Genomic DNA, 25,057 nt, shown 5'->3' on the forward strand with positions numbered 1-25,057 from the left:
GCCTCGGTAGTGATGGAATGGCCAGATTCGGGACAAGAGCTCCCCTTGCCAGCCCCATGTGAGGCTGGCCGATAGGCTTCTGTTGTGTTGCTCTGCTTAGGCCGCTGCTGGCTGCGTTCCCAGCCTTTCAGGCTGTGTTCCAGCGTTCAGACTTCGCTTCAGGCGCTGGCTTTCTTCTGGCGCCGGGTCTCGGCGTCGATGCCTCCCTCGATGGCCCATTCGGTGAAGGACTCCAACGAGTGCTGCATTTCACGCGGTACCCAGGCTTCGGTGAGGTAATCCTCGTTGGTGTAGTACTCGAAGGCGCCGCCCAGAGGGCTGTTGACGTACCAGAAGTAGGCGGAGGAAATCGGGTGACGTCCTGGGCCAAGGAAAGTACTCCACTGGCGCCGGTTCATCGCCAGGCCACCGCCGATCACTTCGTGGATGTCGCGCACGGTGAAGGCGACATGGTTGAGGCCCGCGCCACGATGCGGCAGCTTCAACAGGAACAGGTTGTGGTGGCCGCCACGTACCTGCATGCGCAGGAAAACGGCGCGGTCCGTGTAGCGATCGGAGACCGAGAAGCCCAGTAGCTCACGATAGAAGGTCTCGCTGGCTTCCAGGTCATCGACGAAGAACACCGCATGGCCAATACCCACAGGGGTCGCCTGGTCGTAGACCGGACTCGGCTGGTCGACGCGACGCATATCGCCATATTGGTTGATGGGTGTGACGTCCAGTTCCACTTCACGCAGTTGGGTGGGGCGAATGCACACCGTGAGCCCATTGGGGTCGCGGCACTCGAGGCTGTCGCCATGATCGATATAGCCGGGCTGGTCGCGCAGTCGTTCGCGTAGTTCGTCCAGATCGTCAGGTGATGCCACTCCCCAGGTCATGCGGCGCAGGGTGGAGCCCTCTTCGAAAGCCTCAGGCAGTTCCGGGGCGTTGATGGAGCGGACTGTCAAACGAGCTCCGTTGAGTGTTTCGAAGGTGGCGGTCTGATCGTCGTCCGCCACCTTGCGCAGGCCAAAGTCCTCGGCGAACTGCTTGCCGACGGTAATGTCTTCAGCACCGAACTCCAGTGCTTCGATGCCTACAATATTAGTGTTTTCATTTATCGTATTGGTGTTCATTGGACTCTCCCGCTGGCCAGTACCTGGTGGTTTGTCGGCTGTCGGTATAAACGGTTTCAGGCTTTTTCAGGGCACATCAGTCCCCGCGCGCTGCGTGTTGCAGCGCGATAACCTCGTTACGTATGTCGATTTTGAGCCGGGTGACGACAGGAGTTGTTCAGCCTCCCGGTCAATGGTCACGAATGTGTTGTCATCCCATCTGGCGCTTTCCTCCCCGGGTGCCTTGATGACCCAGCAGGTTGGAGATGGAACTGGCCGCTTCGGCCACGTCGTGGCGCAGGCGTTCCCGGTCGTTCTCCGGAATTTCGTGCACCGGCACCATGATGCTGACGACGCCTTCCACTTCGCCGTCATGATTGAACAACGGATAGACAATGGAAGAGATGCCGAACTGGAAGAACGACTCGCCAATCACGTAACCACGTTCACGGTCCTGCTGAACCATGGCCCATAGGGCTTCACGGTTCTCCGGGGAGCCCGGCTCGTTGTCAGGCAGCTGTTCGTCGGGGTAGAGGGATTCGAAAGTCTGCCGACTCACTCCGGTCAACAGCATTCTTCCCAGTGAGGTGCGGTGTACCGGCAAACGCGTGCCGACACTGACGCGGCGAATGGTGGCGTTGGCGGCACTGACGCGAGCGACGTAAATGACATCGCGTCCATCACGGATGGCGATATGGCTGGAGCAACCTGTTGTGTCGCGTAGAGACTCGATGACGGGCTGACCCACCTGAACAATATCCAGCGAGGCGACGTACTCGAAGCCAAGGCGTAGCACATTGACACCGAGTGAATAGAGTCCACTGGATGGGTGGCGCCGGACAAAACCCATGTACTCCAGAGTCTGGATGGCACGGTAGGCAGTAGCCTTGGGGATATCCACGAGCTTGAGGATCTCCGCGAAGCTCATCTCCCGGTTGTTGCGGCTCAACTCCATCAGAATGAGCAGGCCGCGCTCCAGTCCGGGGATCAGGTATTTTCGTGAATCCTTTTCCATGTCGCTCATCGCGTCATCGTCTCCTGATGTCGGTCGACTCTTGTGTCCGTTCTCAAGATACCGGATCACAATCGGGTAGCCGACACGGGCGTCGCTCAAGTATTTGATGGTTTATATATGAAACTTGATTTCTTATATGACACTCATTGAAGATTAGTCCTGGTCATCGTTTGCGTCAAGGTTTTTCAGTGATATTTTTTCTATTTAAGTCTATGAAAATAAAAGAAAAAACTGCGAATCATCATCCCTTCGGCACATGGTCGTAAGCCATGTGCCGGAGAGCATCATAGGGGGGCTAGAGTCCCCTGGAACCGGCGTGACAATTCAGTAGCGACGCACCAGCGGAAGCAAGACACCAGCGCCCAGGAAGGCCATGGCCATCATGAACATCAAGCCCGCGGTCATGTTCCCAGTGGCAACGATGAGGCTGCCGATCAACACAGGAACCAGTGCACCGGAAAAATTCCCCAGGCCATTGAAGATTCCGCCAGCAGTCGCGCTGACATCGGATGGTGTGGCCTTGGCCAATAGTGCGAAGACATTGGGTGCGCCGACTCCCCACATGGCGGCACTGAAGGACATGGCGGCAATCATTGCCCAGTTGGAACCTTCGATGGACAGCACCAGTGCGAGCCCTAGTCCTGCGCCGAGCATGGAAATCGAGCACATCAGAGCGCGTCGATCGAAACGGTCGGAAATGATCGCTCCCAGCACTTCTCCGACCAGCATGGCGAGGAAGGGCAGTGAGGAGAACATTCCAGCCTGATCGAGATCGATGCCCTTGTCCTGCACCAGGTAGGTCGGTAGCCAGCTGTTGAGGCCCCATAGGTAGGCCAGAAAGGCAACGTTGAACAGGCAGATCGACCAGAACGACCAGCGCTTCAGCAGCGTGGTGGTTGCAGAACGGTGGGTTGAGAGTGGGACATGGGATTGATCGCTATGCTGCAGCGCTGGAGAGCGGGTGGTAACGTCCAGGTTGCGGAACACCAGGTAGACAATCAGGACAACCGGTATCGTCAGCAGGGCGATGGCGAAGAAGCTGGCGCGCCAGCCGAACTGATCGACTACCCAGATGGTGAAGGGGAAGCCGAGCGTGGCACCGATCGGTGTGCCAAGCAGCCACAGCATGGTGGCACGGGCCTGTTCCTTTGGTGGGAACAGGCGTTTGACGATGGTATAGGCGACGGCGAACATCGGGCCTTCAGCGATACCCAGCAGCACTCGCAACCCCAGCAGTACGCCGAAATCGTCGACGAATCCCATGATCGCCATGATGGCAGCGGTGAGAAACATCATGGCGTACAGGCAGCTTCTGGGGCTGAAGATGTCGCCGAGAAAGCCGAGGAACATTGACGAGGCGCCATAGGACAGCAGGAAGCCCGTCATCAGCAAGCCAAGTTTGGTTGATTCGCCCGTCAGGCCCAGGTCCGCCTGGAAGGCCGGGCTGGAAATCAGCACCGCAATACTGATCTTGTCGAAGAAGGAAAGAATAACGCAAGCCAGGAGTGCCAGAGGCACCAGCCAGCGGCGTAGTCCCGGCATTTGCCCAGCATCTTGCCGGGCTCCGGTCGCATGGGACGGAGCAGCGGTATGAGACATTTCATCACCTTGTTGTTGTATCGGTGTCAGGTCTGTGTCGTCGGTCTGTGTTGTCAGGGAGCTAGTCGTTCGGTCGGATCTCGGGTATCAGCGCAGTTGCATCAAGTTGAAGCCAGGATCAGCCAGCGCTTCCGGGTCTAGTACCCGTGCGGCTGCCAGCCAGCGTTTACCGAGCTTGATGGCGCGTGGCTGATCAAAGGCCACCATCTGCACCAGACGGTTATCGCGATTCAGGTAGAAGTACACTGAGCCTTGAGGCTCCTGACGAATCACGCATCGGGTCTCACCGGTGGGAACTCCCAGAATCTGGATGTTGACGCCGTGCTGATCCGACCACAGCCAGGCGGGCTCGTCGTAGTGGGCTTGCTTGCCAAGCATGGCGTCAGCTACCACTCGTGCCTGGTTCTGGGCGTAGGCCCAGGATTGCAGGCACAGGCCCAACTGAGGGTGTTGAGCGACATCACCCGCGGCGAAAATATTCGGGTCGGAGGTGTGTCCGGCGGTGTCGATGACAATACCCCGGGCGGTTTCGAGGCCTGCCTCGCGTGCCAGTTCCAGATTGATCGCCACGCCAGTACCCACCACAACCAGGTCGTAGGGCTCATGAGTTCGGCCGTCGGCCTGGATGGTCACGCGACCGTCCTGTTCTGCATCAAGCTGGATATTCTGACGCTCGAGCTCCAGGCCTACGCGATGTTGCTGATGGAGTTCACGGATGGCCTCAGCGACTTCGGGACCTACGCTGCGGCCGCAGAGTGCCGGAGCGCGCTCGAAGACATCCACCTCGACGCCCAGTTTGCGCGCACTGGAAGCGACCTCGAGGCCGATCCAGCCACCGCCGATAATGCCGATGCGGCGACCGCTTGCCAGTTGTTTCCTGAGGCGGCAGGCGTCGTCCCAGGAGCGTAGCGTCATGACGTTGTCGATACTTGACCACTCTTCCACCGGTAGCTGAGGCCGACTGCCCGTGGCAATCAATAGTCGGTCATAGCTCAACCGGGTGCCGTCATCGAGCTCCACCTGGCGGGCGTCGCGGTCAATGCGAGTGGCACGATGAGGACGACGCCAGTCGATATCGAGCGCCGCCAGACTATCCTCGGGAAACAGTTTCGGCAGAGGTTCCTCGGCAGTGATAACTCCCTTGGACAACGGTGGGCGTTCGTAGAAGTCGTGAGGCTCGTCGGCCACTACTACCAATTGGCCCATGAAACCTTCACTGCGCAGTGCCTTGCAGGCATGGCCGCCAGCCTGGCCACCGCCAATCACGACGATGCGCTGAATGTCACTTGTCATGTCCGTCAGTCCTCAGTTGAAGACGAAGCCGCCATTGACCGGGATGAGCTGCCCGGTGACGAATTTCGACCAGTCCGACAAGAGGTAGAGAATGGTGCCGTCCACATCGTCGGGCTGCTGTTCGCGTTTCAGGGCACGTCCCTCGGCGTAGAAGTCGTAGCGCTCCTGGGGTACATACTCGGTGGCTTCACAATGCGTAAGTCCTGGGGCAACGGCGTTGACACAGATGCTGCGCTCTCCCAGTTCTCGCGCCATGGAGCGGGTCATGGAGACCACTGCGCCCTTGCTGGCCACATATGCCATCAGCTTCGGGGCGCCCCACAGAGCGGTATCCGACGCGAGGTTGACAATCCGGCCGCTGCCACTGGCCGCGAGTAGGGGCACGGCGGCACGTGTCATCAGCCACGAGCCACGCACATTGACGGTCATGACCCGGTCCCACAGATCGAGGTCGTAGTCCATGAGGGTCTCGCCGCCGACACCGGTGGCGATGGCGGCGTTATTGACCAGCCCGTGCAGGGGGCCATTTTCGGCGATCTGCACCATGCCCGCCTCGATGGAGGCGGGGTCGGCCTGATCGATGACCAGCGCTTCTACCTGGGTACCGTCCTGACGTAGTGCCTCTGCGGTGGCATTCAACTCTTCGTCAAGAATGTCGCTGATCACCAGTTGCGCTCCCTCAGCCGCAGCAGCTACGGCGATGCTACGGCCCAGACCACGGGCGGCTCCCGTCACCAGGATGCGCTTGTCTGCGAGCATCCGAGGCATGTCAGGCTGCCTGCTGGCGTTGCGCCAGCTGTTGTTTGGCCATTTTCAGCATCACCCGGCGCAGGCGGGCCAGGCCGACATCATGCTGATAGAGGTTCTCGTGGTTGCGGGCGTCAGGGGCCAGGTTCTCGAGAATGATGCGGTCCTGTTCCAGTACGTCCCAGTGCAACTGCTCGAGCCTGGTGCGGTAGAAGAAACGCCATACCTGGCGCTGCCAGCCACTGACCTTGCGGATCCGCCAGAAGAATACTCGAGTGTTGTCCTTGTCCTCCGGCACGGCCATGCCGACGATCCAGAAGGGGCCGCCCGGACCGAAGCGTTGCTGATAGGGGATCGACAGACGCAGCCACAGGGCACCGGTATTGCCGTATTCCACCCAGTCGAAGTTGACGCCGGACTGCCCGGTCTTCTTGAAGATAAAGCCGCTGTCGGTGGGTTCCAGCTCCATCTCGGCCTGACGATCACCTTCCGCCATGGAGTGCGAGTCGGAGTGCAGATAGGTGCCGTGCATGGGGTCCATGACGTTGTCGATGGCGTACTGGTAGTTGCACTTCCAGGTAGCAGTGCAGAGGAAATGTCCGTAGCTCTCTTCGTCGGTCAACTGCTCGGGGAGCACCAGCTCGCATGGCTGTTCGTCGGGTGTGGTGGCGAAATAGATAAAGATGGCGCCATGTGCCTCCTGGACTGGATAGCGGCGCACGCAGCCTTGTCCGACCAACGGGCTGTTGCTGATGGCTGGGACATCGCAGACTTCACCTTCACCGTTGACTTCGACGCCGTGGTACCAGCAGGCCAGGCGATTGCCCAGGTTCCAGCCCTTGGACAGTCGAGCACCGCGGTGCGGGCAACGATCTTCAATGGCATGCAGTGTGCCATCGTGATCACGCCATAGCGCCAGATTCTCACCCAGGCGGGTGATGCCTACGGGATTGCTGCCGACTTCCCAACTGGCAGCGACGGGATACCACATGGAACGCAGACCACTATCCAGATAATCCTGAACGGAAGTGTCAGTGGAAGATGCACTGGTCATGACTCGACCTCGTTATTGGATTGTGCGATTGGGGTGAGTGCAGGGAAATGTTGAAGACGATGGCTAACTAACCAAGAACCGCCATTTCCTGAAGGAAGCTCTCCTGAGTCCAGACCTGACCATGGCGATCATGGTGCTCCCGGGCATTGAGGCCTTCTACCAGCGAATCAAGCTCTGTCACACCATCGGAAAACACTTCCTGGAGAGCGTCGATGAGGGACATTTCGAATGCACCAGGCACACTGGAACGGGTCTGCCAGACAGGGTTGGCAAAGCCTCCGGGGGCTTCGATGTAGCCCTGGCCGGGTTCGCTGGAAGGGATGATGCGTTGCCAGTCTTTCAACTGAGGGTTGTAGTCTTGATGAGCCATGGTTCAGTTCTCCTCACTGGTCTGAAGTTGCACTTCATCGTCGATGATGCGCACCGGGTAGACATGAAGGTCGCGGTCCGCCGGCTCGCGTAGGCACTTACCGGTGCGGATATCGAAGGTGGCTTCATGAAGGGGGCATTCGACTTGACCATCCTCGACGAAGCCCTGCGACAACAGCGCATAGGCATGGGGGCAGACGTCTTCGAGGGCGTAGTACTCGCCATCGAGGACATAGACTCCGATTTCCTTGTCGTCGAGCTTGGCGGAGTAGGGGAAGTCCTCCTGAACCTGTCCGGTCTTGCAGACGGTTATCCAACTCATGATGCGGTCCTCATCGGTCGGGGATGGGGTGTTGTTGTATCAATTATGAAACTACGTTTTTTATATGATCCGATGAGGGCTCAGTATAGGGACGATAATGTATCTGTCAATACTATATAGTAATGCTTGTATAGGCACACCACTCCATCGCCTGATGGCATGTAGCCTCAGGCTGGGTAGAGGTAGAGGTAGAGGGAGAAACAGAGAAGCAGGAAGGGTGAGCTATCTAACGCAGTCCGGTACTCAGCGAGAGGCTGTAATCATTGGAAGGGATATGCATGACCTGCCAGGCGACAGTGGTGCCGTCCTCCAGGCGATAGAAGGTCTCCAGCCTCAGGCCGAAGAGGGTGGAGGTGTCCTGGCTCGAGAGCATCACTTTGGCTACTGCCTTGGGCAAACGCACCATGCGGAGATGGTTCTCGGCGTGGCTGAGCGTCACGCGACCCTGGGTTTCGAGCAACGGCAGTATGCTTTCATGCTCCAGAGCTTCGGTTTCTGCTTCGAGTAGAGCGGAGGCCATGTCGGTGCGCAGGTATATCTCGGTGTGGCAATCGAAAGCGCCGTCGATACGATCCTGGCGCACCAGGTGAACATAGCCGCTTGTACACTCCCCGAGAATCCGACTCCAGGCGCCGGGACGAAGCACTCGCTCCCGCTTCAACAGGTGGATGAAGACCATCCTCACGCGCGCGCCATCAGGGCGGATGAAGTGGAAGGCTGGAGTGGTAATTTCGCGACGATGATCGCCTCCCGCCACGAAGGTGCCGAGCCGTCGTCGGCGGTGAAGCTCACCGCTCTCCACCAACTCGCGCAGCGCTTTTTGAATGGTGCCAAGGCTCACCGGCAGAGTTTCCGCCAGAGCCTGCTCGGTGGGCAAGCGCGTCCCTTCGCCAAGATGGCCCTCCACGATCAGCTCGATGATCGCATCGCGCAGGCAAAGATATTTGGGGGACTTGGGAGAACGTTCGAGATGTCGCGAGGTGCGCTCGGCCAGCAGAGGTAGCACGGCACTGCCTTCAGTTGAGGTGGATGGGATGAGGAAAGTCTATCAGGGATAGGCTCCGCCCATAAGGTGGCTCCCGCCGGAAGCCGTTGTTTCTCAACCGTGCACAGTGGATGGCTGCAAAACCAGGTCGGCGCCTTTTTCGCCGATCATCATCGTCGCCGCGCAGATGTTGGCCGAAGGAATCTCGGGCATGATCGAGGAGTCGATGACTCTCAAGTTCTCGAGGCCATGGACGCGTAGCTGATCATCGACCACCGCCATCGAGTCACTGGCTGGTCCCATTCGTGCGGTGCCGTTGAGGTGGTAGGACGACACACCATAGCGGCGGGCATACGCCAGCAGATCCTCATCGCTCTGGTGATCGGCACCAGGCAGTGCCTCCGTATCCATATAGGGGGATAGAGCCTTGCTGGCGAGCAGACGGCGCGCCAGACGAATGCCTTTGACGAGAACTTCACGATCTTCTGACTCTTTCAGGTAGTTGGGTTGCACGATCGGGGCGGCTAGAGGATCTGCGCTGGTGATATGCACGTGACCGCTACTGCGCGGCCGGTGCTGCCAGAAGCCACAGGTCATGCCGGGATAGTCGTCGAGCATGCCGACGTAGCCCTGCCGATAGCTGGCCGGAGTGAAGACGCCCTGCAGGTCCGGGCGCTCAAGCTCCTCCGTGGATTTCCAGAAGATATGCACCAGTGATGGGCTGAGCGCGAGGATGCTGGGGCGACGGCATAGCCAGTTGGCAATCTGGCGTACCAGTCGTAGACCCCGAGCTTGCTCATTGAGCGTGGTGCTGTTGCGGACTCGTCCCACAATACGTACCGAGTAGTGGTCCTTGAGGTTGGCGCCCACGCCGGGCAGGTCATGGACGATAGGAATGTTGATTGAGTCGAGCAACTCGCGCGGCCCGACCCCGGATAGCTGCAGCAGCTTCGGGGTATTGACTGCCCCCGCGCTGACGATGATTTCGCGCCTGGCCGTCAGACGAGTGAGCGCGCGAGTCTTGAGATCAAGGTATTCCACGCCGGTTGCCCGCTTGCCGTCGAACAGCACACGAGTGGCCAGGGAGTTGCAGAGGAGAGTGAGGTTGGGGCGTCGCATTGCAGGCCGGAGGTAGGCGCGGGCAGTACTCATGCGTAGGCCGTGATGGATGGTGCGTTGGAAATAACCTACGCCTTGTTGATACGCGCCGTTGTAGTCCGGGTTGCGAGGGATTCCCTGTTGTTCAGCGCCCTCGATGAAGGCTTCACAAATCGGGTGGGTCCAGTCGATATCGCTGACGGGGAGAAGGCCGTCGCGACCGCGTAGCTGCTCATCTCCCTCCTTGCGATGCTCGATCTTTCTGAAGTAAGGCAGCACACTTTGATAGTCCCAGCCGCTGTTGCCGAGATTCGCCCAGTGATCGTAATCAGCCTGTTGGCCTCGGTTGAACACCAGTCCATTGATCGAGGTCGAGCCACCTAGCGTTCGTCCCTGGGGAATGGGAATTTCGCGTTCACAGGTTTGCGCATTGGGTGCGGTCTTGAACTGCCATGCGAAGCGTGGATTGAAGATCATCTTGATGAAGCCTGCTGGCACATGAAGGAACGGATGATGATCCTTTGGGCCAGCTTCCAGCAGGCAGACATTGAATCTACCATCGGCACTCAGGCGATGGGCGAGTATGGCGCCCGCTGCGCCGCTGCCGATAATGATGTAATCGAAGTCTGCCTGTCTGGTCATGGCGGCGGTGTTTCCCGGTTGTAATTGTTGTTTATCAACCAGGGAGCTGTGGTGGGCATCCCGGGCGGGCGCAGAGAGGTCGTACCCACGAGACGTTGTCCGTTGCGACGTCAAATGGGACCAATACCGAATTGCTGTAGGTGGGGCGCTGCGCCATCCTGCAACCATACATGACAACAGGACTGGAGACGCAAGATGTCGGATCAGGCAACAGGTGGTATGGCACTGGAGGGGCTTAAAGTACTGGAGCTTGGGCAACTGATCGCCGGGCCTTTTGCGACCAGGTTGCTGGGTGAATTTGGTGCCGATGTGATCAAGGTCGAGCCGCCGGGCGTAGGAGATCCGCTACGTCGCTGGCGCAAGCTGCAGGACGGCACCTCGCTGTGGTGGCATGTGCAGTCACGCAACAAGCGCTCGCTGACGCTCAACCTGCGTGACCCCGAGGGCCAGGATATCGTACGTCGCCTGGTGACCGAGTGTGATGTGGTGGTCGAGAACTTTCGGCCGGGCACGCTGGAGTCCTGGGGCCTGGGATGGGGCGAGCTTTCGGCGCTGAACCCGCGTTTGATCATGGTCCGTGTCTCGGGTTATGGGCAGACCGGCCCCTATCGTGACAAACCGGGTTTTGGGGTAGTCGGTGAGGCCATGGGCGGGTTGCGTTACCTGACTGGTCAGCCTGGAGAACCTTCGGTGAGAGTTGGCGTCAGCATCGGCGATTCCCTGTCGGCGCTGTATGCGGTAATCGGCACCTTGCTGGCACTGCAGGAGCGTCAACGTAGTGGCAAGGGGCAGTTTATCGATGTGGCACTGTATGAGTCGGTGTTCGGCATGATGGAGAGCCTGCTGCCCGAATACGATGCGACCGGGGAGATTCGCCAGCCTGGTGGTAGTGCACTGCCGGGCATCACCCCCTCCAATGCCTATGCCTGTCGTGGTGGTGATTACGTGCTGATTGCCGGCAATGGCGACAGCATCTTCAAGCGCCTGATGGTCGCCATTGGGCGTGATGATCTCGCCGAGGATTCGCGTCTGACGCACAACGACGGACGCACGGCGCATGCCGAGCGGATCGATGGTGCCATCGGCCAGTGGACCGCCGAGCATCCCCGCGAGCATGTTCTTGAGGTGCTGGAAGCGGCACGAGTACCGGTGGGCTTCCCCTATACCGCTGAGGACATTGTCAGTGACCCGCACTATCAGGCCCGCGAGATGATCCAGAGCATCCAACTGGCTTCCGGGTCGTCGCTGAAGGTGCCGGGTGTATTGCCCCGGCTCAGCCGCACACCGGGACGGATCAGTGGTGGAGGGCCGGAGCTCGGTCAGCATACGCGTGAGGTGTTGGACGAACTGGGCATTGATGAGCAGACCCAACACAAGCTGCGCGAGAGGGGCATTCTGTAATGCACGATGAGAGGAATGGTGCGGACGTGAAGAAACAGGCGGGCGTGAAGAATCAGGAGCGAAGCATGTCTCATCGTGGTGAGCGGGTTTATATCAATGATGTGGCGCCGCGAGATGGGCTGCAGATCGAGAAGCAGTGGGTCACTACCGAGGACAAGATTCGTCTGATCGATGGCCTGAGTACGACCGGGCTGGACAAGATCGAAGCCACGTCCTTCGTGTCTCCGAAGGCGATCCCCAACCTGGCCGATGCAGCGAAAGTGGTAGAAGGCATCCGCCGGGTCCCGGGCGTGGATATCGTGGTACTGGTGCCCAACGTCAAGGGCTGCGAGAGAGCGCTGGCGAGCGGCGTCGATGAGATCAATCTGGTGATGTCGGCTAGTGATTCCCACAGCCGGGCCAATCTACGCATGACTCCTGAGCAGTCGTTGCAGCAGTTTGCCGAGATCATCCGCCTCGCGCAGGGCAGTGGGGTGTTCATCAATGCCTCGCTGTCGACGACCTTCGGCTGCCCGTTTGACGGTGATGTGTCGGAGGCTCGCGTAGTGGGATTTGTCGAGCGGCTGCTGGAGCTCGGCGTACAGGGCGTGTCGTTGTGCGATACCACTGGCATGGCCAATCCGGCTCAGGTGGCACGGTTGTGTGAATCGGTGGTGACCCGCTGGTCCCGGACACCCTTTACCTTGCATGTGCACAATACTAGAGGCATGGGGCTGGCCAACTGTCTGGCGGCCTGGCAGTCGGGCATCCAGCATTTCGATGCGGCGCTGGGCGGCCTCGGCGGATGTCCGTTCGCGCCAGGTGCCACCGGCAATGTCTGTACCGAGGATCTGGTGCACATGTTCGAGCAGATGGGCGTCGACACCGGTGTTGATCTGGAAGCGCTAATCGCACTGTCGGCAACGCTTCCTGAACTGGTCGGTCATGATGTCCCGGGGCAAGTGGTCAAGGCCGGCACCTCTGATCGTCGCTATCCTTGTCCGGCGGGTTTGTGACGTAGCCATGTAGGACATTTCCTGAATATCGGAGGGTATGTTCCCGGTGTCGTGACGGTGGCTGTGATATCCCCTCGCCTGGCGTCATCATGGTCGATACCGTGCCATGTGCGCCGGGTTGGTATCGTTGTCGACGATCTTCCCTGGCTGGAATTATCGACGCTCAACCACGCGTAAGCGCAGCTTAATCTTCTGCTGATACCGTGACTCCATTGGGGCCATGGCCGGACAGCCGTGACCACTGTCACGCTTGATTCGTCAGGGGAGAGAGATGAAAGGCATTGACCATCTAGTAGAGTCCGAGGGTCTCTGCTGGCTGCTGAGCTGGCAGGAAACCTATGAGCACGAATACGACAACAGGGTACGTCGCCTGCTGCTCAGGGCGAGTGTTGTGATCGCGATACTGATGCTGCTTCATGGTTCCGGGGTGATTGCTGCGGGAGCGGGGTATGCGCTGATCATGGCCACTTTCCTGAGCTTTCATGCCACCGTGAATACCTTCTTCGACGACTTCTTTGCCAATGGGGCCTTCAGTGAAGACAACAAGCGTCTTGTGGATTTTTCGCAGGTGATCGTACTAGCCGTTGCGGCTCCGGGCATTCTCTGGTGGTGACCCTGCAGTGATCTGAAGCCTCTCCCTGTTGAACCGATTGATCCGATCTGGTGGTAGTGACGTGCTGCCAGGTTGCCTATGTTTGTCCAGTGTGTTGAATTGACCTGCCCAGTGTGTTGAATTGAAAAGGAAAGCCTGGAAGTCTTCGCTGACTGCTCCATGGCGTCAGGGCGGCGCAATGCTGCCGATTTCCGCTATCTGCCGTGGAGAGCATCAATGACTCGCTCGCATCACTCCTTTAGTGAGGACTTCAGTGAGGAAGAGCGCCGTGGGCTTTACCGAGCCATTTACGAGCGTCGTGATGTGCGTTCCCAATTCCTGCCCGATCCGATTCCCTCTGATGTGCTGGGGCGGCTGTTGGAGGCCGCTCACCATGCACCTTCAGTCGGCTTCATGCAGCCCTGGGACTTCCTGGTGATCGATAGCATCGAGGTGCGGCGCCGGGTGCTGGAGAATTTCGAGCACGAAAATACCCGAGCGGCCGACAACTACGATGGTGAACGACGTTCCTCCTATCTCGCCCTCAAGTTGCAGGGCATCCTCGATAGCCCGCTGAATATCTGCATCACCTGCGATCGCAGTCGGGGCGGTCCCACGGTGCTGGGTCGTAACACCATCGTCGAGACGGACCTGTTCAGTACCTGCCTGGCGGTACAGAACCTATGGCTGGCCGCACGCGCAGAGGGGATCGGCGTCGGTTGGGTCAGCATCCTCGATCAGCAACGCCTGGCCCAGGTACTGGAACTGCCGGAATCGGTATATCCGCTGGCCTATCTGTGTGTCGGTTATGTCAGTGAATTCCTCGAGCAGCCGGAGCTGGAAGCCAGGGGATGGCGCTCGCGGCTGCCTCTGCAACAGCTGGTGCATCACAACGGCTGGCAGCAGACATTGGACGCTGAACACCCGCTGGCCGAGTGGCTATCCGAGAGATCCAGCGGCATCTCTTCTCGGGATACTTGAGCATGCAGATTGCACCTGTCTGGAAAATTGCTTTACGATAATCGAATCGAGACAGGTGCCCCTGCCATTCAGGGGATAATCGAGAAGTATGGTACGGCCGTGTTTTGGCCAATCCCATCGCTGCCCCCGCAACGGTAATGAATGAGTAGCTTGCAGAGACCACTGGCCCCGGCCGGGAAGGTGCAGGCGACTGCGTTTCTCCACTGGAAACGCGCTCATCGAGCCCGGAGACCGGCCTGTCACACTGATCCATCCAATGGCGGTGCGGCGGGCACCCAGGGGTACAAGATGTCTTCCATTTCCACGCTTTCCTCCCAGCGTTCTGCGCGTTCCCATTCCCGATTGACGGCTCTCCAGCAGGGCGCCGTGGTGCTGTTTGGCGCGCTGATTCTCTATGCCGTCGGCTTCCTGCCGATGAATGTGGCCCATAACGCGGCCCACGATACCCGACACGTCTTCGTCTTTCCCTGCCACTGAGCGGGACTTGATGGTCATTGCCGCCGTGTAGTCGTCATGACTGCACCGGCGGCGTAGGTATTGAATGCATTCTGGAGGATTCGCGATGTTCCGTTCCCTGATACTGCGTGCCTGCCTGATCGGTATTGTCCTTGGGCTGGCGATGACGACCATGCAGGTGATAGGCGTGACGCCCATTCTGCTGGCGGCAGAGCAATTTGAAGGACAGTCTGACGTTCAGGTTGAAGAACAACTCAACGTCGGTGGTGCTGATATGGCCCTGGGCCATGATCATAGCCATAACCACGAGCAGGCGCATGGTGATCATGACCACCACCATGGGGGAGAGGCCTGGGCACCGGCCGATGGTGGCGAGCGGCTGTTCTACACCATGGTCTCCAATATCGGTGCCGGCATCGGCTTTGCCGCCATCCTGCTGGTATTGCTCAATCAACTCCATGATCGGGGACGCCTGACGCTGACGCCCCTCGCGGGTCTGACGGTCGGGGTGCTGGGTTATCTCGCCATCTTCGTCGCTCCGTCACTGGGATTGCCGCCGGAGATTCCCGGTGCCTCGGCGGCAGCGCTCGAAGCCCGCCAGACATGGTGGATCACCACTGTGGTGGCTGCTGCCGCTGGCTTGGCGCTGCTGATTCTGGCCACTGGCTGGAAGCGTCTGCTCGGGTTGCCGCTACTGCTGGTGCCCTATAGCTGGGTGCCGAGTCATGAAGGGCCGATGTTCAGCCACCCTGACCCTCAAGTGGTGCAGGCGTTGAACGAGTTGCATCGAGAGTTCATCTGGGCCACTGGCATCACCAATCTGCTGTTCTGGTTGTTGGCCGGTCTGCTGTGCACGCTTGTCCTCAGGCGCCTGACCCAGGCACCGCTGCTGGTGGCTCATGACACTTCCGCCTGAGTTTCCGTTTGTCGCCATCGTCGGTCAGCAGGCGCTCAAGACCGCATTGCTGATCAATGCCATCGATCCCCGAGTGGGGGGCGTGTTGATCAGTGGCCCAAGGGGCAGTGCCAAGTCGACTCTGGCTCGTGCCTTGGCCGACGTCCTGCCGCAGGATGCCGAGGGCAAGCGCCCGCCATTCGTCAATCTGCCGCTGGGAGCCAGTGAAGATCGCCTGATTGGCAGCCTCGACTTGCAACAGGTGCTGTCGGAGCGCGAGGCGAGGTTGCAGCCGGGATTATTGGCGCGAGCCGATGGTGGCGTGCTCTACGTCGATGAAGTCAATCTGCTGCCGGACAGCCTGGTGGATGTGATGCTCGACGTCGCCGCGCGAGGCATCAATACCGTCGAGCGTGACGGCATCAGCCACGCCCATTCGGCACGCTTCAGCCTGATCGGCACCATGAACCCGGACGAGGGCGAACTACGCCCGCAGCTGCTGGATCGCTTCGGCCTGTGTCTGCAACTGCAGGCGACGCCGAGCGTCGAGGAGCGGGTCGCCATCGTGCAGCAACGCGAGGCGTTCGAACGTGACCCCGAGGCTTGCCTGGCGGCCCATCGTGCCGAGCAACTGGCGCTGACAGAGCGCATCGAGGCCGCACGTGAAGCCCTGGCAGATATTGCCGTATCCGATGGCTGCTATGAGCAGATTGCCACTCGTTGTGATGCGGCGGGTGTTGAAGGGATGCGTGCCGATGTGAGCTGGCACCGCGCTGCGCGGGCCCATGCTGCCTGGCGTGGAAGCGATGTAGTGACGCGAGAGGACATCGACATCGTCGAACCCTGGGTACTGGCCCATCGCCGCACCCGCGACGCCGAAGCTAGCCAGTCTCCCGATTCTCCGCCTTCTGATTCAATGCCTCCCGGCTCTCCACCTGATGAGCCGTCAGGTGGCGGTGGCTCTGGTGCTGGAGAGCCGCCTGGTGAAGCACCTGCTTCCACGATGGGGGAGCGCTCGGCGGAGCATGCAAGTGAGTCAAGCACACCAGGCGAACAGGGGCAGTGGGGTGCCATGCCACCGGTGCAGCAGCAGGCCCGTGCGACATCATTACCCGAATTCCAGGAAATCAACACACCGCATATCAAGGCGGACATCTCCCATCAGCCACCCGGCATTCGCCGCAACCGCAAGGGGCGGCAGACCGGGCAGCGACGGACACGCGCCGATACGCAATCGCCGGACTGGTTCAACACCCTGCTGGCCAACCATGGCCAGTGGCCGCCACAGCGACTGCGTTATCGCAAAGCGCGGAGTGGACAGACGGTGCTGCACTTCGTGTTGCTGGATACCTCCGGCTCTACGCTGGGTCAGCAACTGCTGGGCCGTGCCAAGGGGCTGGTCGAGGCTCTGGCGCGCCAGGCCTATGCCGCCCGCGAGCAGATGGCGGTGCTGGGCTTCGGTAACGATGATGTCAGCACCTTGATGACGCGCCGCCGTGCTCCTGCGCAACTCGTCAAGCGACTCGATACCCTTCGGGCAGGTGGAGGAACACCTTTGCGCGCGGCTGTTCAGCGTGCCGTGAACATGATTCAGCAATGGCGGCGCCAGCAGCCCGGTCTGCATGTGCGCACCTACCTGATTACCGATGGCCGCACTCGAGAGTCTGTCGGTGACCTGCCGCCATTGGGCGACTGCATCGTGGTGGATACCGAACAGTCCAGCGTCAAGCGCGGCCAGGCGGAGAGGATTGCCAGGCAGCTGGATGCTTGCTATCGCCCCTTGTCTGGCGAGGTACTGGCATGACCACTGATACGATCAGCTCTCACATCGAACAGCGCGAGCATTTGCCGGTTACTACCGCAGCCTGTCCGGCGATGTTTATCGCTGCGCCATCATCGGGGCAGGGCAAGACCACGGTCACCGCAGCACTGGCGCGGATGCTGCGCAATCAGGGCAAGCGGGTGCGGGTGTTCAAGACCGGCCCGGATTATCTCGACCCTCAGGTGTTGGCTCAGGCATCCGGTCAGCCAGTCGAACAGTTGGATCTGTGGATGGCGGGTGAGGCCTGGTGTCGCCAGCGACTGTACGAAGCAGCGCTGGACGCGGACCTGATTCTGGTCGAAGGCGCCATGGGGTTGTATGACGGTGAGCCTTCCAGTGCCGACCTCGCCGCCAGCTTCGGCCTGCCGCTGGTGATCGTTATGGACGTCAAGGGCATGGCCCAGACGGTGGCAGCACTGGTTTCCGGTCTGGCTGGGTTTCGTGATGACATCCAGGTGGTCGGGCTGATCGCCAATGCCTGTGCCTCGCAACGCCACCGTGAATTGATTGAAGCGGCAATGCCGGACTCGATTCCACTACTGGCGGCGGTGCCGCGTGACGCCGGGCTGGCATTACCCGAGCGGCACCTGGGGCTGGTGCAGGCCGAGGAGATTCGCGACGACCTGGAAGCCCGCTTCGAGGCCGGAGCCAGTGCCTTGCTGACAGAGCCTTCAGCGCGTTCGCTGGGCGAGGCGCTGCTCGCCATGCCAGCGGTCGAATTTGCTCCTGCTCTTGACACCGTGACAGGCGATGCCCGTCCCGAGGCCAGCATCCCTCCCATGCTCGAGGGGCTCGTTGTCGCAGTGGCTCGTGATGCGGCCTTCAGCTTCATCTATCAGGCCAATCTCGATCTGCTGGAACAGATGGGAGCGGAGCTGCGTTTCTTCTCGCCGCTGAATGACGCGCGGTTGCCGGTCTGTGACGCGCTGTGGTTGCCGGGTGGCTATCCCGAGTTGCATGGCGCTCGACTGGCGGCCAACACTTCGCTGGCAGACGATATCCGGCATTTCTTCGCTGCGGATAAACCGATTCTCGCCGAATGCGGCGGCATGCTCTATTGCCTGGAGACGCTGACGGATCACGCTGAACAGACCCACGGCATGCTGGGGCTGATGGCTGGCCACGGCTGGATGCGTGGCCGCAATGGCTGCCAGGGCATGCAGACCGCCGAGCTGCCCGAGGGCGCGATTCGCGGCCATGCCCATCACCGTTCGGTCAGTGAAGGCACCCCAGAGCCTATCGCCCATGGCCGACGCCAGCGTCATCCCGCGCCTGGCGAGGCCATCTATCGCGTGCGCCGTCTCACGGCATCCTATCTGCACCTGTTCTTTCCCAACAATCCCATCGCCGTGGCGCGCCTGTTGCGCGGCGATACGCTGAACGACTGTTCTCCTGAGGAGTTTCCCGCATGCAACTGAACAAGATTCCCGCCACGGTAGTGACCGGATTTCTCGGCAGTGGCAAGACCACGCTGCTGGCGAGTCTGCTACGCGGTGTGACCGGCAAGCGTATCGCCGTCATCGTCAATGAGTTTGGCGAGCAGGATATCGACTCCGATCTGCTACGTAGCTGTGCGCTGGATTGCGACGATGAACGTCCGTCATCCGAGGCGGATGACGGCATCTATGAGCTGGCCAATGGCTGTATCTGCTGCACCGTGGAGGAGGAATTCCTGCCGGTGATGAAGAAGCTGGTGGCACGCCGTGACGACATTGACCATATCCTGATCGAGACCAGTGGTCTCGCACTGCCCAAGCCGTTGGTGCAGGCCTTCAACTGGCCGGAGGTCCGTCAGCATTGCACGGTCGATGCCATCATTACCCTGGTCGACGGGCCGGCGGTCGCCGCCGGACGCTATGCCGCTGATGTCGAGCGGGTCGAGGCGCAGCGCCGTGCCGATGAGAGTCTTGATCATGACCCCAGCCTGCGCGAGTTGCTGGACGACCAACTAAGCGCCGCAGACCTGGTGTTGGTCAGCAAGACCGATCTGCTGGAAGCCGGGGAGCGCGAGCGGGTCGAGGCGCTGATCCAAAAGCGTGTGCCGGACTCGGTCAAGACGCTGTTCATCGATCAGACGCTGGCAGGCGACAGCACGCGACTGGAGGCGTTGATGGGGATCGGTGCGGCGAGCGAGGAGCATATCGATCACATCGATAACCATCATGATCGCCATCATGCCGAAGGCGCCCATCACGACCATGCCCACGATCATTTCGACTCCTGCGTCATCCGGCTGGGAGACGTCGATGGCGAGGCGCTGGCTGGTGCCCTGCGGCAGTTGCTGAAGGACCAGGAGATCTATCGCGCCAAGGGCTTTGCCTCGATTCCCGGCAAGGCCATGCGTCAGGTGGTCCAGGCCGTGGGCGAGCGTCTGGAAAGCTATTTCGATCGCCTGTGGCGTCAGGACGAAGTGCGCCACACGCAACTGGTGATCATCGGCAGGTCACTGGATGAAGCGGCACTGCGCAAGGCGTTATCCGCCGCACAGATCGACGATGTTACCGAGATTGATGTGAGCGCCTGATGCATCTGTTTGCCGCCAGGCCCGGTGGGTTCGTCGACGATGAAGGTATCGTCGATCTGCAGCAGGAGCCTGCCGAGGTCGTCATCCTGTCCGCTGCCGACAGCAGCCTGTCGGCGCTGGCCCAGGCGGTCGAGCGGCTGGCCGATGACTATCCGACACTGCGGCTTGCCAACTGGATGCACCTGGTCAAGCCAGCGGCCTACGATCTCTATGAGGATCGCGTGCTGGAAAAGGCCCGCCTGGTGATCGTGTCGCTGCTTGGTGGTCGCGGCTATTGGCGCTATGGGTATGAGCGGTTGCTGGCATGGGCTGCAGATGACCCGCAGCGTCAGTTGATCGTGGTGCCGGGCTGCGATGCGCCGGATGAGGCACTGTTCAAGGATTCCAGCGTACCTCTGGAGCTGGCGCATCGGGTCTGGCGCTACCTGCGCGAAGGCGGCACCGACAACGCCGAGCAATTGCTGCGTTGTGTCGGTGAGCAGTGTCTGGGGCTGGAGCTGAACTGGCGCGAGCCCCGGCGCATGCCCGATGCCCTGCTGTACCTTCCGGCCACCGCTGATCGCGAGGGACGGGAAGCCACCCTGAGTGAGTGGCGAGAGCAGCGTATTGCCGGGCGTCCGGTGTGTCTACTGTTGTTCTATCGCAGCCATCTGCAAGGGGCCAATACTCAGGCGCTGGATGGCCTGAGTGAAGCGCTGCGCCGTCGTGGCCTGGAGCCATTGGCGGTGGCGGTGACCTCGCTGAAGGAAGAGCGTTGTCTGGCCTTCGTCAATCATCTGCTCGAACACAGTGGGGCGATGCTGGTCGTCAATACCACCGGGTTCTCCATCAACCGCAGCCCTGACGATGAGGGGGATACGGAGGATGGCGTGCTGCTGACGGGACGGCCGGTGGTGCTGCAGGCGGTGTTGTCGAGCAGCACACAGGAGGACTGGAGCGAAGGCAGCAATGGCCTGCGCAGTCGCGACATGGCGATGCAGGTGGTGCTGCCGGAAATGGACGGGCGAATCATCACCCGTGCCGTGGCTTTCAAGACACAAGCGCTGTACAGCGAGCGCTGCCAGTTGCCGATCATTCGCCATGCGCTGCACCCCGAGCGCGCGGCCTTTGTGGCCGAGCTGGCCCGGCGTTATTGCGTACTACGACAGCAGCCGAACGCACGCAAGCGGCTGGCCCTGATCCTCGCCAACTATCCCAACCGCGATGGTCGCATCGGTAACGGTGTCGGGCTGGATACGCCGGAGTCGACGCTGCGGATTCTGCAGGCGCTGGAGGCGGCAGGCTATCCAGTGAACGGCGTGCCAGCCAATGGTGATGCGCTGATCGAGCTGTTGCAGGGTGCGGTCACCAATCAGCACGCCGAACTGGACCTGCGACCCTGTTGGCAGAGCATCGCGCTGGAGGACTACCAGGCGTGGTTCGAGACCTTGCCGGAGGCATTGCGCCACACCGTGCTACAACGCTGGGGCGTGCCGGAGGACGATCCCAAGTGTCGCCAGCGACGGCTGATGATCGCCGGTATTCGCCTCGGCGACACCTTCGTCGGTATCCAGCCCGAACGCGACTTCATCGATGACCTGACCCAGTCCTATCACGATACCGAACTGGCACCTCCGCACAGCTATCTGGCGTTCTACCTCTGGCTGCGTGATCACTATCAGGTGGATGCGGTCATCCATGTCGGCAAGCATGGCAATCTTGAATGGCTGCCGGGCAAGAGCGTAGCGCTGTCCGCCGAATGCTGGCCGGATATCGCACTGGGGCCGCTGCCGCACTTCTATCCGTTTATCGTCAACGACCCCGGTGAGGGCGCCCAGGCCAAGCGTCGCAGCCAGGCGGTGATCATCGATCACCTGATGCCGCCGCTGGCGCGAGCCGAGCTATACGGTCCCATGGCGGAGCTGGAGTCATTGGCCGATGAGTATTACCAGGCACTGGGCATGGACCCACGGCGCGAGGCATTGCTGCGCGAGCGCATTGTCGAGCATCTGCGTGAGTCCGGCATCGACCAGGAGCTGGCCCATGGCATGGATCGTGACGACGATGACGCGCTGCTCAACGAACTGGACACCTGGCTGTGCGATATCAAGGAAGCCCAGATTCGCCATGGCCTGCATGTGCTCGGTAGCCTGCCGAAGCACGACAAGCTGGCGGCCACACTGGTCGCCATCCTGCGCCTGCCACGCGGCGAGTCGGTCACACAGCGCGGCCTGCTGCATAACCTGGCAGACGACCTTGATCTGGCCGACTTCGACCCGCTGAAGGCTGGAGCCGAGGCCTGGCAAGGCCCCAGGCCTAAAGTGCTGAAAGAGTTGGATACGTCGCTGTGGCGCACGGCGGCGGATACGCGTGAACGACTGGAGTTGCTGGCCCATCGGTTGGTAGCCGGCTATGTACTGGCTGAGAACGTACTGGCTGAGAACGTACTGGCCGAGAACGCTCCGGCCGAGGGCTCGCTCGACGAACTGGCGCGGGAGTATCCGACCACTGCAGAATTGCTGCGCTATGCCCGCAACACGGTATGGGCGGCGATGCAGCGCGGGGCCGAGATGGAAATCCAGTCGCTGCTGGATGGCTTGAGCGGTTACTTTGTTCCGCCGGGGCCAAGTGGCGCACCCAGTCGCGGGCGTCTGGATACGTTGCCCACCGGGCGTAACTTCTTCACCGTCGATAACCGCTCGATTCCATCGCCTGCCGCCTGGGCGCTGGGCGAGAAATCGGCCCAGGCCTTCGTCGAGCGCTACCTGCAGGACAACGGTGACTTCCCGCGTCGCCTGGGGCTGTCGATCTGGGGCACGGCAACCATGCGTACCGGCGGTGATGATATTGCCCAGGCACTGGCGCTGATGGGGGTGCGGCCAGTGTGGTCGCTGGGCTCGCAGCGCGTGGTCGATATCGAGGTGATTCCCGCCATGTTGCTGGGACGTCCGCGGGTGGATGTCACGCTGCGGGTGTCGGGTTTCTTCCGCGATGCCTTCCCCAATGTGATTCGCCTGTTCGATAGCGCCGTTCAGGCAGTAGCCGCCTATGCCGAGCCGGGGGACAGCAACAGCATTCGCAACAGTATCGTCGCGCGTCAGCAGCAGCTTGAGTCACAGGGACTGAGCGCCGATGCCGCCGCGCGTGAGGCAAGTTATCGCGTCTTCGGCAGTCGCCCCGGCGACTATGGCGTCGGTCTCGATCGACTGATCGACAACCGTGCCTGGCAGGGCGCGGATGATCTGGCCGAGGAATATCTACGCGCAAGCGCCTACGCCTATGGTCAGTTTCCCGAGTCCGGCACCGCCGCCCGAGCGGCCTTCGAGCAGCAGCTCGCGGGCCTGGATGCGGTCATGCACAACCAGGACAACCGCGAACACGACATCCTCGATTCGAGTACCTATTACGCCTTCCAGGGCGGCATGAGCAATGCCGCAAGAATGCTCGGTGGCACAACACCGGCGATCTACCACGCCGATCATGCCGACCCCGCACGGCCGCGAATCCGGACCCTCAAGGAAGAGCTGAACCGGGTGATCCGTTCGCGGGTACTCAATCCCAAATGGATTCATGCCATGCGCGAGCACGGCTACAAGGGCGCCTTCGAAATGGCAGACACGGTGGATTACCTGTTTGCCTACGATGCCACCACCGAACTGGTGGCCGACTATCAGTATGCCCAGGTCACCGAGGCGCTGGTGCTTGACCCGGCCAATCAGCGCTTTCTGCGCCAACACAATGCCGCCGCCCTGGAGGAAATGGCCGAACGCCTGCTGGAAGCCGCCCAGCGCGGGCTGTGGCAGGAACCCGGCGAGCATGGTGCGGCGCTGCAGGACCTGTTGTTGGAGCTCGATGAGGGCCGCGAAGTCGGCATGTCGAGCGCAGAAGGCACGTCGATATGAGTCGCGGCGCAAGCACGGCTCCGCTGGTCAAGGGCTGGTGCCCCGGTGCCTGGCAGCCGATGGCCTCCGGCGATGGCTTGCTGGTGCGCGTTCGTCCGTTCCATGGCCGTCTGACGCGACAGCAGATGCTGGCGCTGTGTCAGGCGGCGCAGACCTTCGGCAGCGGTCTGATCGAAGTCACCAATCGCGCCAATCTGCAGTTGCGTGGCGTTACCCGGCAGCACTGGCCCGAGCTGCTGGCCTGTCTCGCGGAACAGGGACTGCTTGACCCGGACCCCGAGGCCGAACGCCGCCGCAATCTGCTGGTGGCCCCGGACTGGCAGCCGGGGGATGACACGCAACGCCTGGCCGAGCAGTTGACGGCGCGTCTGGACGAACTGCCGGCGCTGCCGGGCAAGGTCGGCTTTGCCATCGATGCCGGAGTGGCGCCGATGTTGAGCGAGGTCTCGGCGGATTTTCGCATCGAGCGTGCGGCCAGCAGCAGCTTGCTGGTGCGTGCCGATGGCCGCGCACAGGGGCTGGCCGTGGCCTCACCCGATGAGGCGATCAGCGCTCTGCTGCGCCTTGCGCAATGGTTTATCGACAGCGGGGGTAATGCGGCGGGGCGCATGCGTCGCCACCGTGTGCCGTTGCCGGACTGGGCAGAGGGGCGCGTATCGCCAGCGCCCATTCGCAAGCCGCTGGCGTTGGGGCAGTATCCATTGGGCATGGTCGTCGGCATTCCCTTTGGGCGCGTGGCCGCCTCAACCCTCGCCGAGGCCCTGCAACCAACCACGATCAGTGCGGTGCGCGTGACGGCCTGGCGGCGTCTGCTGATCGAGGGTGTCGAAACTGATACGAGCCATGGGCTGCCGATGGATGAGCGCGACCCGCGGCTGGCTGTGGATGCCTGTCCCGGAGCGCCGTATTGCGCCCAGGCGAGTGTTGCGACTCAGGCGCTGGCGGAGCACCTGGGTGGGCGAGTGGCGGGGTCGGTTCATGTCTCCGGCTGTGCCAAGGGCTGTGCACGTCAGTGCCCTGCGACGCTGTGCCTTGTGGGCAACGACGGACGCTTCGATCTGGTTGTCGACGGTCGAGCGGATGACCGCCCGCTGGTGTCTGGCCTGAGTGCGCCCGAAGTACTCGATTACCTCGACAATTTCGACAACCCCATAAAGAGACGAAGCGCTGAGTAAATCGACGAACGTGCTCAAGTACGTCGTGCAATAAAACGATTGAGCTGTACAAGCATTCAAGGACGCTCTGAAGAATTCGCCTGTTTCAGGCTGTCCTCCATTTCATCAGGAGAGTAA

Annotated in this window: 21 protein-coding genes and 1 riboswitch; of the genes, 11 read left to right on the forward strand and 10 right to left on the reverse strand. The window is 60.9% G+C overall.

Translation table 11 applies throughout. From position 1 onward, the window contains the following. Nucleotides 1-158 precede the first annotated feature (158 nt). The 10 genes from AR456_RS06900 to AR456_RS06945 all read right to left on the reverse strand — a co-directional run bounded on the left by AR456_RS06900 (nucleotide 159) and on the right by AR456_RS06945 (nucleotide 10,218). Nucleotides 159-1,115: a VOC family protein gene (locus tag AR456_RS06900; RefSeq protein ID WP_021820646.1), complete on the reverse strand. Its 957-nt coding sequence runs from the start codon at nucleotides 1,113-1,115 to the stop codon at nucleotides 159-161. 190 nt (nucleotides 1,116-1,305) lie between these two features. After that, nucleotides 1,306-2,118 carry an IclR family transcriptional regulator gene (locus AR456_RS06905; protein ID WP_021820647.1) on the reverse strand — a complete coding sequence of 271 codons (813 nt, stop codon included), beginning with the start codon at nucleotides 2,116-2,118 and terminating at the stop codon, nucleotides 1,306-1,308. 315 nt (nucleotides 2,119-2,433) lie between these two features. Next, entirely contained in the window at nucleotides 2,434-3,708 is a 1,275-nt protein-coding gene (locus AR456_RS06910) for an MFS transporter (RefSeq protein ID WP_031208688.1), read from the reverse strand. Between the two features lie 87 nt (nucleotides 3,709-3,795). Next, nucleotides 3,796-5,001, reverse strand: coding sequence for an NAD(P)/FAD-dependent oxidoreductase (locus tag AR456_RS06915; RefSeq protein ID WP_021820649.1), 1,206 nt, complete (start codon nucleotides 4,999-5,001; stop codon nucleotides 3,796-3,798). A gap of 12 nt (nucleotides 5,002-5,013) precedes the next feature. After that, nucleotides 5,014-5,769, reverse strand: a complete 756-nt coding sequence (locus AR456_RS06920) for an SDR family oxidoreductase (protein WP_021820650.1) — start codon at nucleotides 5,767-5,769, stop codon at nucleotides 5,014-5,016. A 1-nt stretch (nucleotide 5,770) separates the two neighbouring features. Then, nucleotides 5,771-6,802 carry an aromatic ring-hydroxylating oxygenase subunit alpha gene (locus tag AR456_RS06925; RefSeq protein ID WP_021820651.1) on the reverse strand — a complete coding sequence of 344 codons (1,032 nt, stop codon included), beginning with the start codon at nucleotides 6,800-6,802 and terminating at the stop codon, nucleotides 5,771-5,773. Nucleotides 6,803-6,869: 67 nt separating this feature from the next. Further along, nucleotides 6,870-7,172, reverse strand: coding sequence for a recombinase-like helix-turn-helix domain-containing protein (locus tag AR456_RS06930; protein ID WP_021820652.1), 303 nt, complete (start codon nucleotides 7,170-7,172; stop codon nucleotides 6,870-6,872). Between the two features lie 3 nt (nucleotides 7,173-7,175). After that, complete coding sequence (nirD, locus tag AR456_RS06935) at nucleotides 7,176-7,493, reverse strand: nitrite reductase small subunit NirD (protein WP_021820653.1); 318 nt, start codon at nucleotides 7,491-7,493, stop codon at nucleotides 7,176-7,178. Between the two features lie 226 nt (nucleotides 7,494-7,719). Next, a complete protein-coding gene (locus tag AR456_RS06940) occupies nucleotides 7,720-8,499 on the reverse strand; it encodes a GntR family transcriptional regulator (RefSeq protein WP_021820654.1) in 780 nt (259 codons plus the stop codon). A 93-nt stretch (nucleotides 8,500-8,592) separates the two neighbouring features. Continuing rightward, nucleotides 8,593-10,218, reverse strand: a complete 1,626-nt coding sequence (locus AR456_RS06945; protein ID WP_021820655.1) for a GMC family oxidoreductase — start codon at nucleotides 10,216-10,218, stop codon at nucleotides 8,593-8,595. Between the two features lie 195 nt (nucleotides 10,219-10,413). Here AR456_RS06945 and AR456_RS06950 point away from each other — a divergent pair, with 195 nt between their 5' ends. From AR456_RS06950 to cobG, 11 genes are all read left to right on the forward strand, one after another. After that, nucleotides 10,414-11,619 (forward strand): CaiB/BaiF CoA transferase family protein, encoded by a 1,206-nt coding sequence (locus AR456_RS06950; protein ID WP_021820656.1) that lies wholly within the window; start codon nucleotides 10,414-10,416, stop codon nucleotides 11,617-11,619. Nucleotides 11,620-11,684: 65 nt separating this feature from the next. Next, nucleotides 11,685-12,614 (forward strand): hydroxymethylglutaryl-CoA lyase, encoded by a 930-nt coding sequence (locus tag AR456_RS06955; protein ID WP_021820657.1) that lies wholly within the window; start codon nucleotides 11,685-11,687, stop codon nucleotides 12,612-12,614. 271 nt (nucleotides 12,615-12,885) lie between these two features. Further along, a complete protein-coding gene (locus AR456_RS06960) occupies nucleotides 12,886-13,227 on the forward strand; it encodes a hypothetical protein (protein ID WP_021820658.1) in 342 nt (113 codons plus the stop codon). A 216-nt stretch (nucleotides 13,228-13,443) separates the two neighbouring features. Further along, a complete protein-coding gene (gene bluB / locus AR456_RS06965; protein ID WP_021820659.1) occupies nucleotides 13,444-14,187 on the forward strand; it encodes a 5,6-dimethylbenzimidazole synthase in 744 nt (247 codons plus the stop codon). Nucleotides 14,188-14,223: 36 nt separating this feature from the next. Then, a riboswitch (cobalamin riboswitch) is annotated at nucleotides 14,224-14,441 on the forward strand. A 34-nt stretch (nucleotides 14,442-14,475) separates the two neighbouring features. Beyond that, entirely contained in the window at nucleotides 14,476-14,664 is a 189-nt protein-coding gene (locus AR456_RS20875; RefSeq protein WP_081694725.1) for a CbtB domain-containing protein, read from the forward strand. 85 nt (nucleotides 14,665-14,749) lie between these two features. Next, a complete protein-coding gene (locus tag AR456_RS06970; RefSeq protein WP_021820660.1) occupies nucleotides 14,750-15,559 on the forward strand; it encodes a CbtA family protein in 810 nt (269 codons plus the stop codon). Beyond that, entirely contained in the window at nucleotides 15,543-17,342 is a 1,800-nt protein-coding gene (locus AR456_RS06975; RefSeq protein ID WP_021820661.1) for an AAA family ATPase, read from the forward strand. Before AR456_RS06970 ends, AR456_RS06975 begins: the two co-directional genes overlap by 17 nt. Further along, complete coding sequence (locus tag AR456_RS06980; RefSeq protein WP_021820662.1) at nucleotides 17,339-18,778, forward strand: cobyrinate a,c-diamide synthase; 1,440 nt, start codon at nucleotides 17,339-17,341, stop codon at nucleotides 18,776-18,778. The genes AR456_RS06975 and AR456_RS06980 overlap by 4 nt, the downstream gene beginning before the upstream one ends. Further along, nucleotides 18,769-19,884, forward strand: a complete 1,116-nt coding sequence (cobW, locus tag AR456_RS06985; protein WP_021820663.1) for a cobalamin biosynthesis protein CobW — start codon at nucleotides 18,769-18,771, stop codon at nucleotides 19,882-19,884. Before AR456_RS06980 ends, cobW begins: the two co-directional genes overlap by 10 nt. After that, complete coding sequence (gene cobN, locus AR456_RS06990) at nucleotides 19,884-23,765, forward strand: cobaltochelatase subunit CobN (RefSeq protein WP_021820664.1); 3,882 nt, start codon at nucleotides 19,884-19,886, stop codon at nucleotides 23,763-23,765. Before cobW ends, cobN begins: the two co-directional genes overlap by 1 nt. After that, the gene (cobG, locus tag AR456_RS06995) at nucleotides 23,762-24,940 is read left to right on the forward strand and encodes a precorrin-3B synthase (RefSeq protein ID WP_021820665.1); all 1,179 of its coding nucleotides are present in this window, start codon (nucleotides 23,762-23,764) and stop codon (nucleotides 24,938-24,940) included. Before cobN ends, cobG begins: the two co-directional genes overlap by 4 nt. The last annotated feature ends 117 nt before the right edge of the window (nucleotides 24,941-25,057 follow it).

It is taken from the genome of Halomonas huangheensis (assembly GCF_001431725.1).
GTDB lineage: Bacteria > Pseudomonadota > Gammaproteobacteria > Pseudomonadales > Halomonadaceae > Halomonas > Halomonas huangheensis.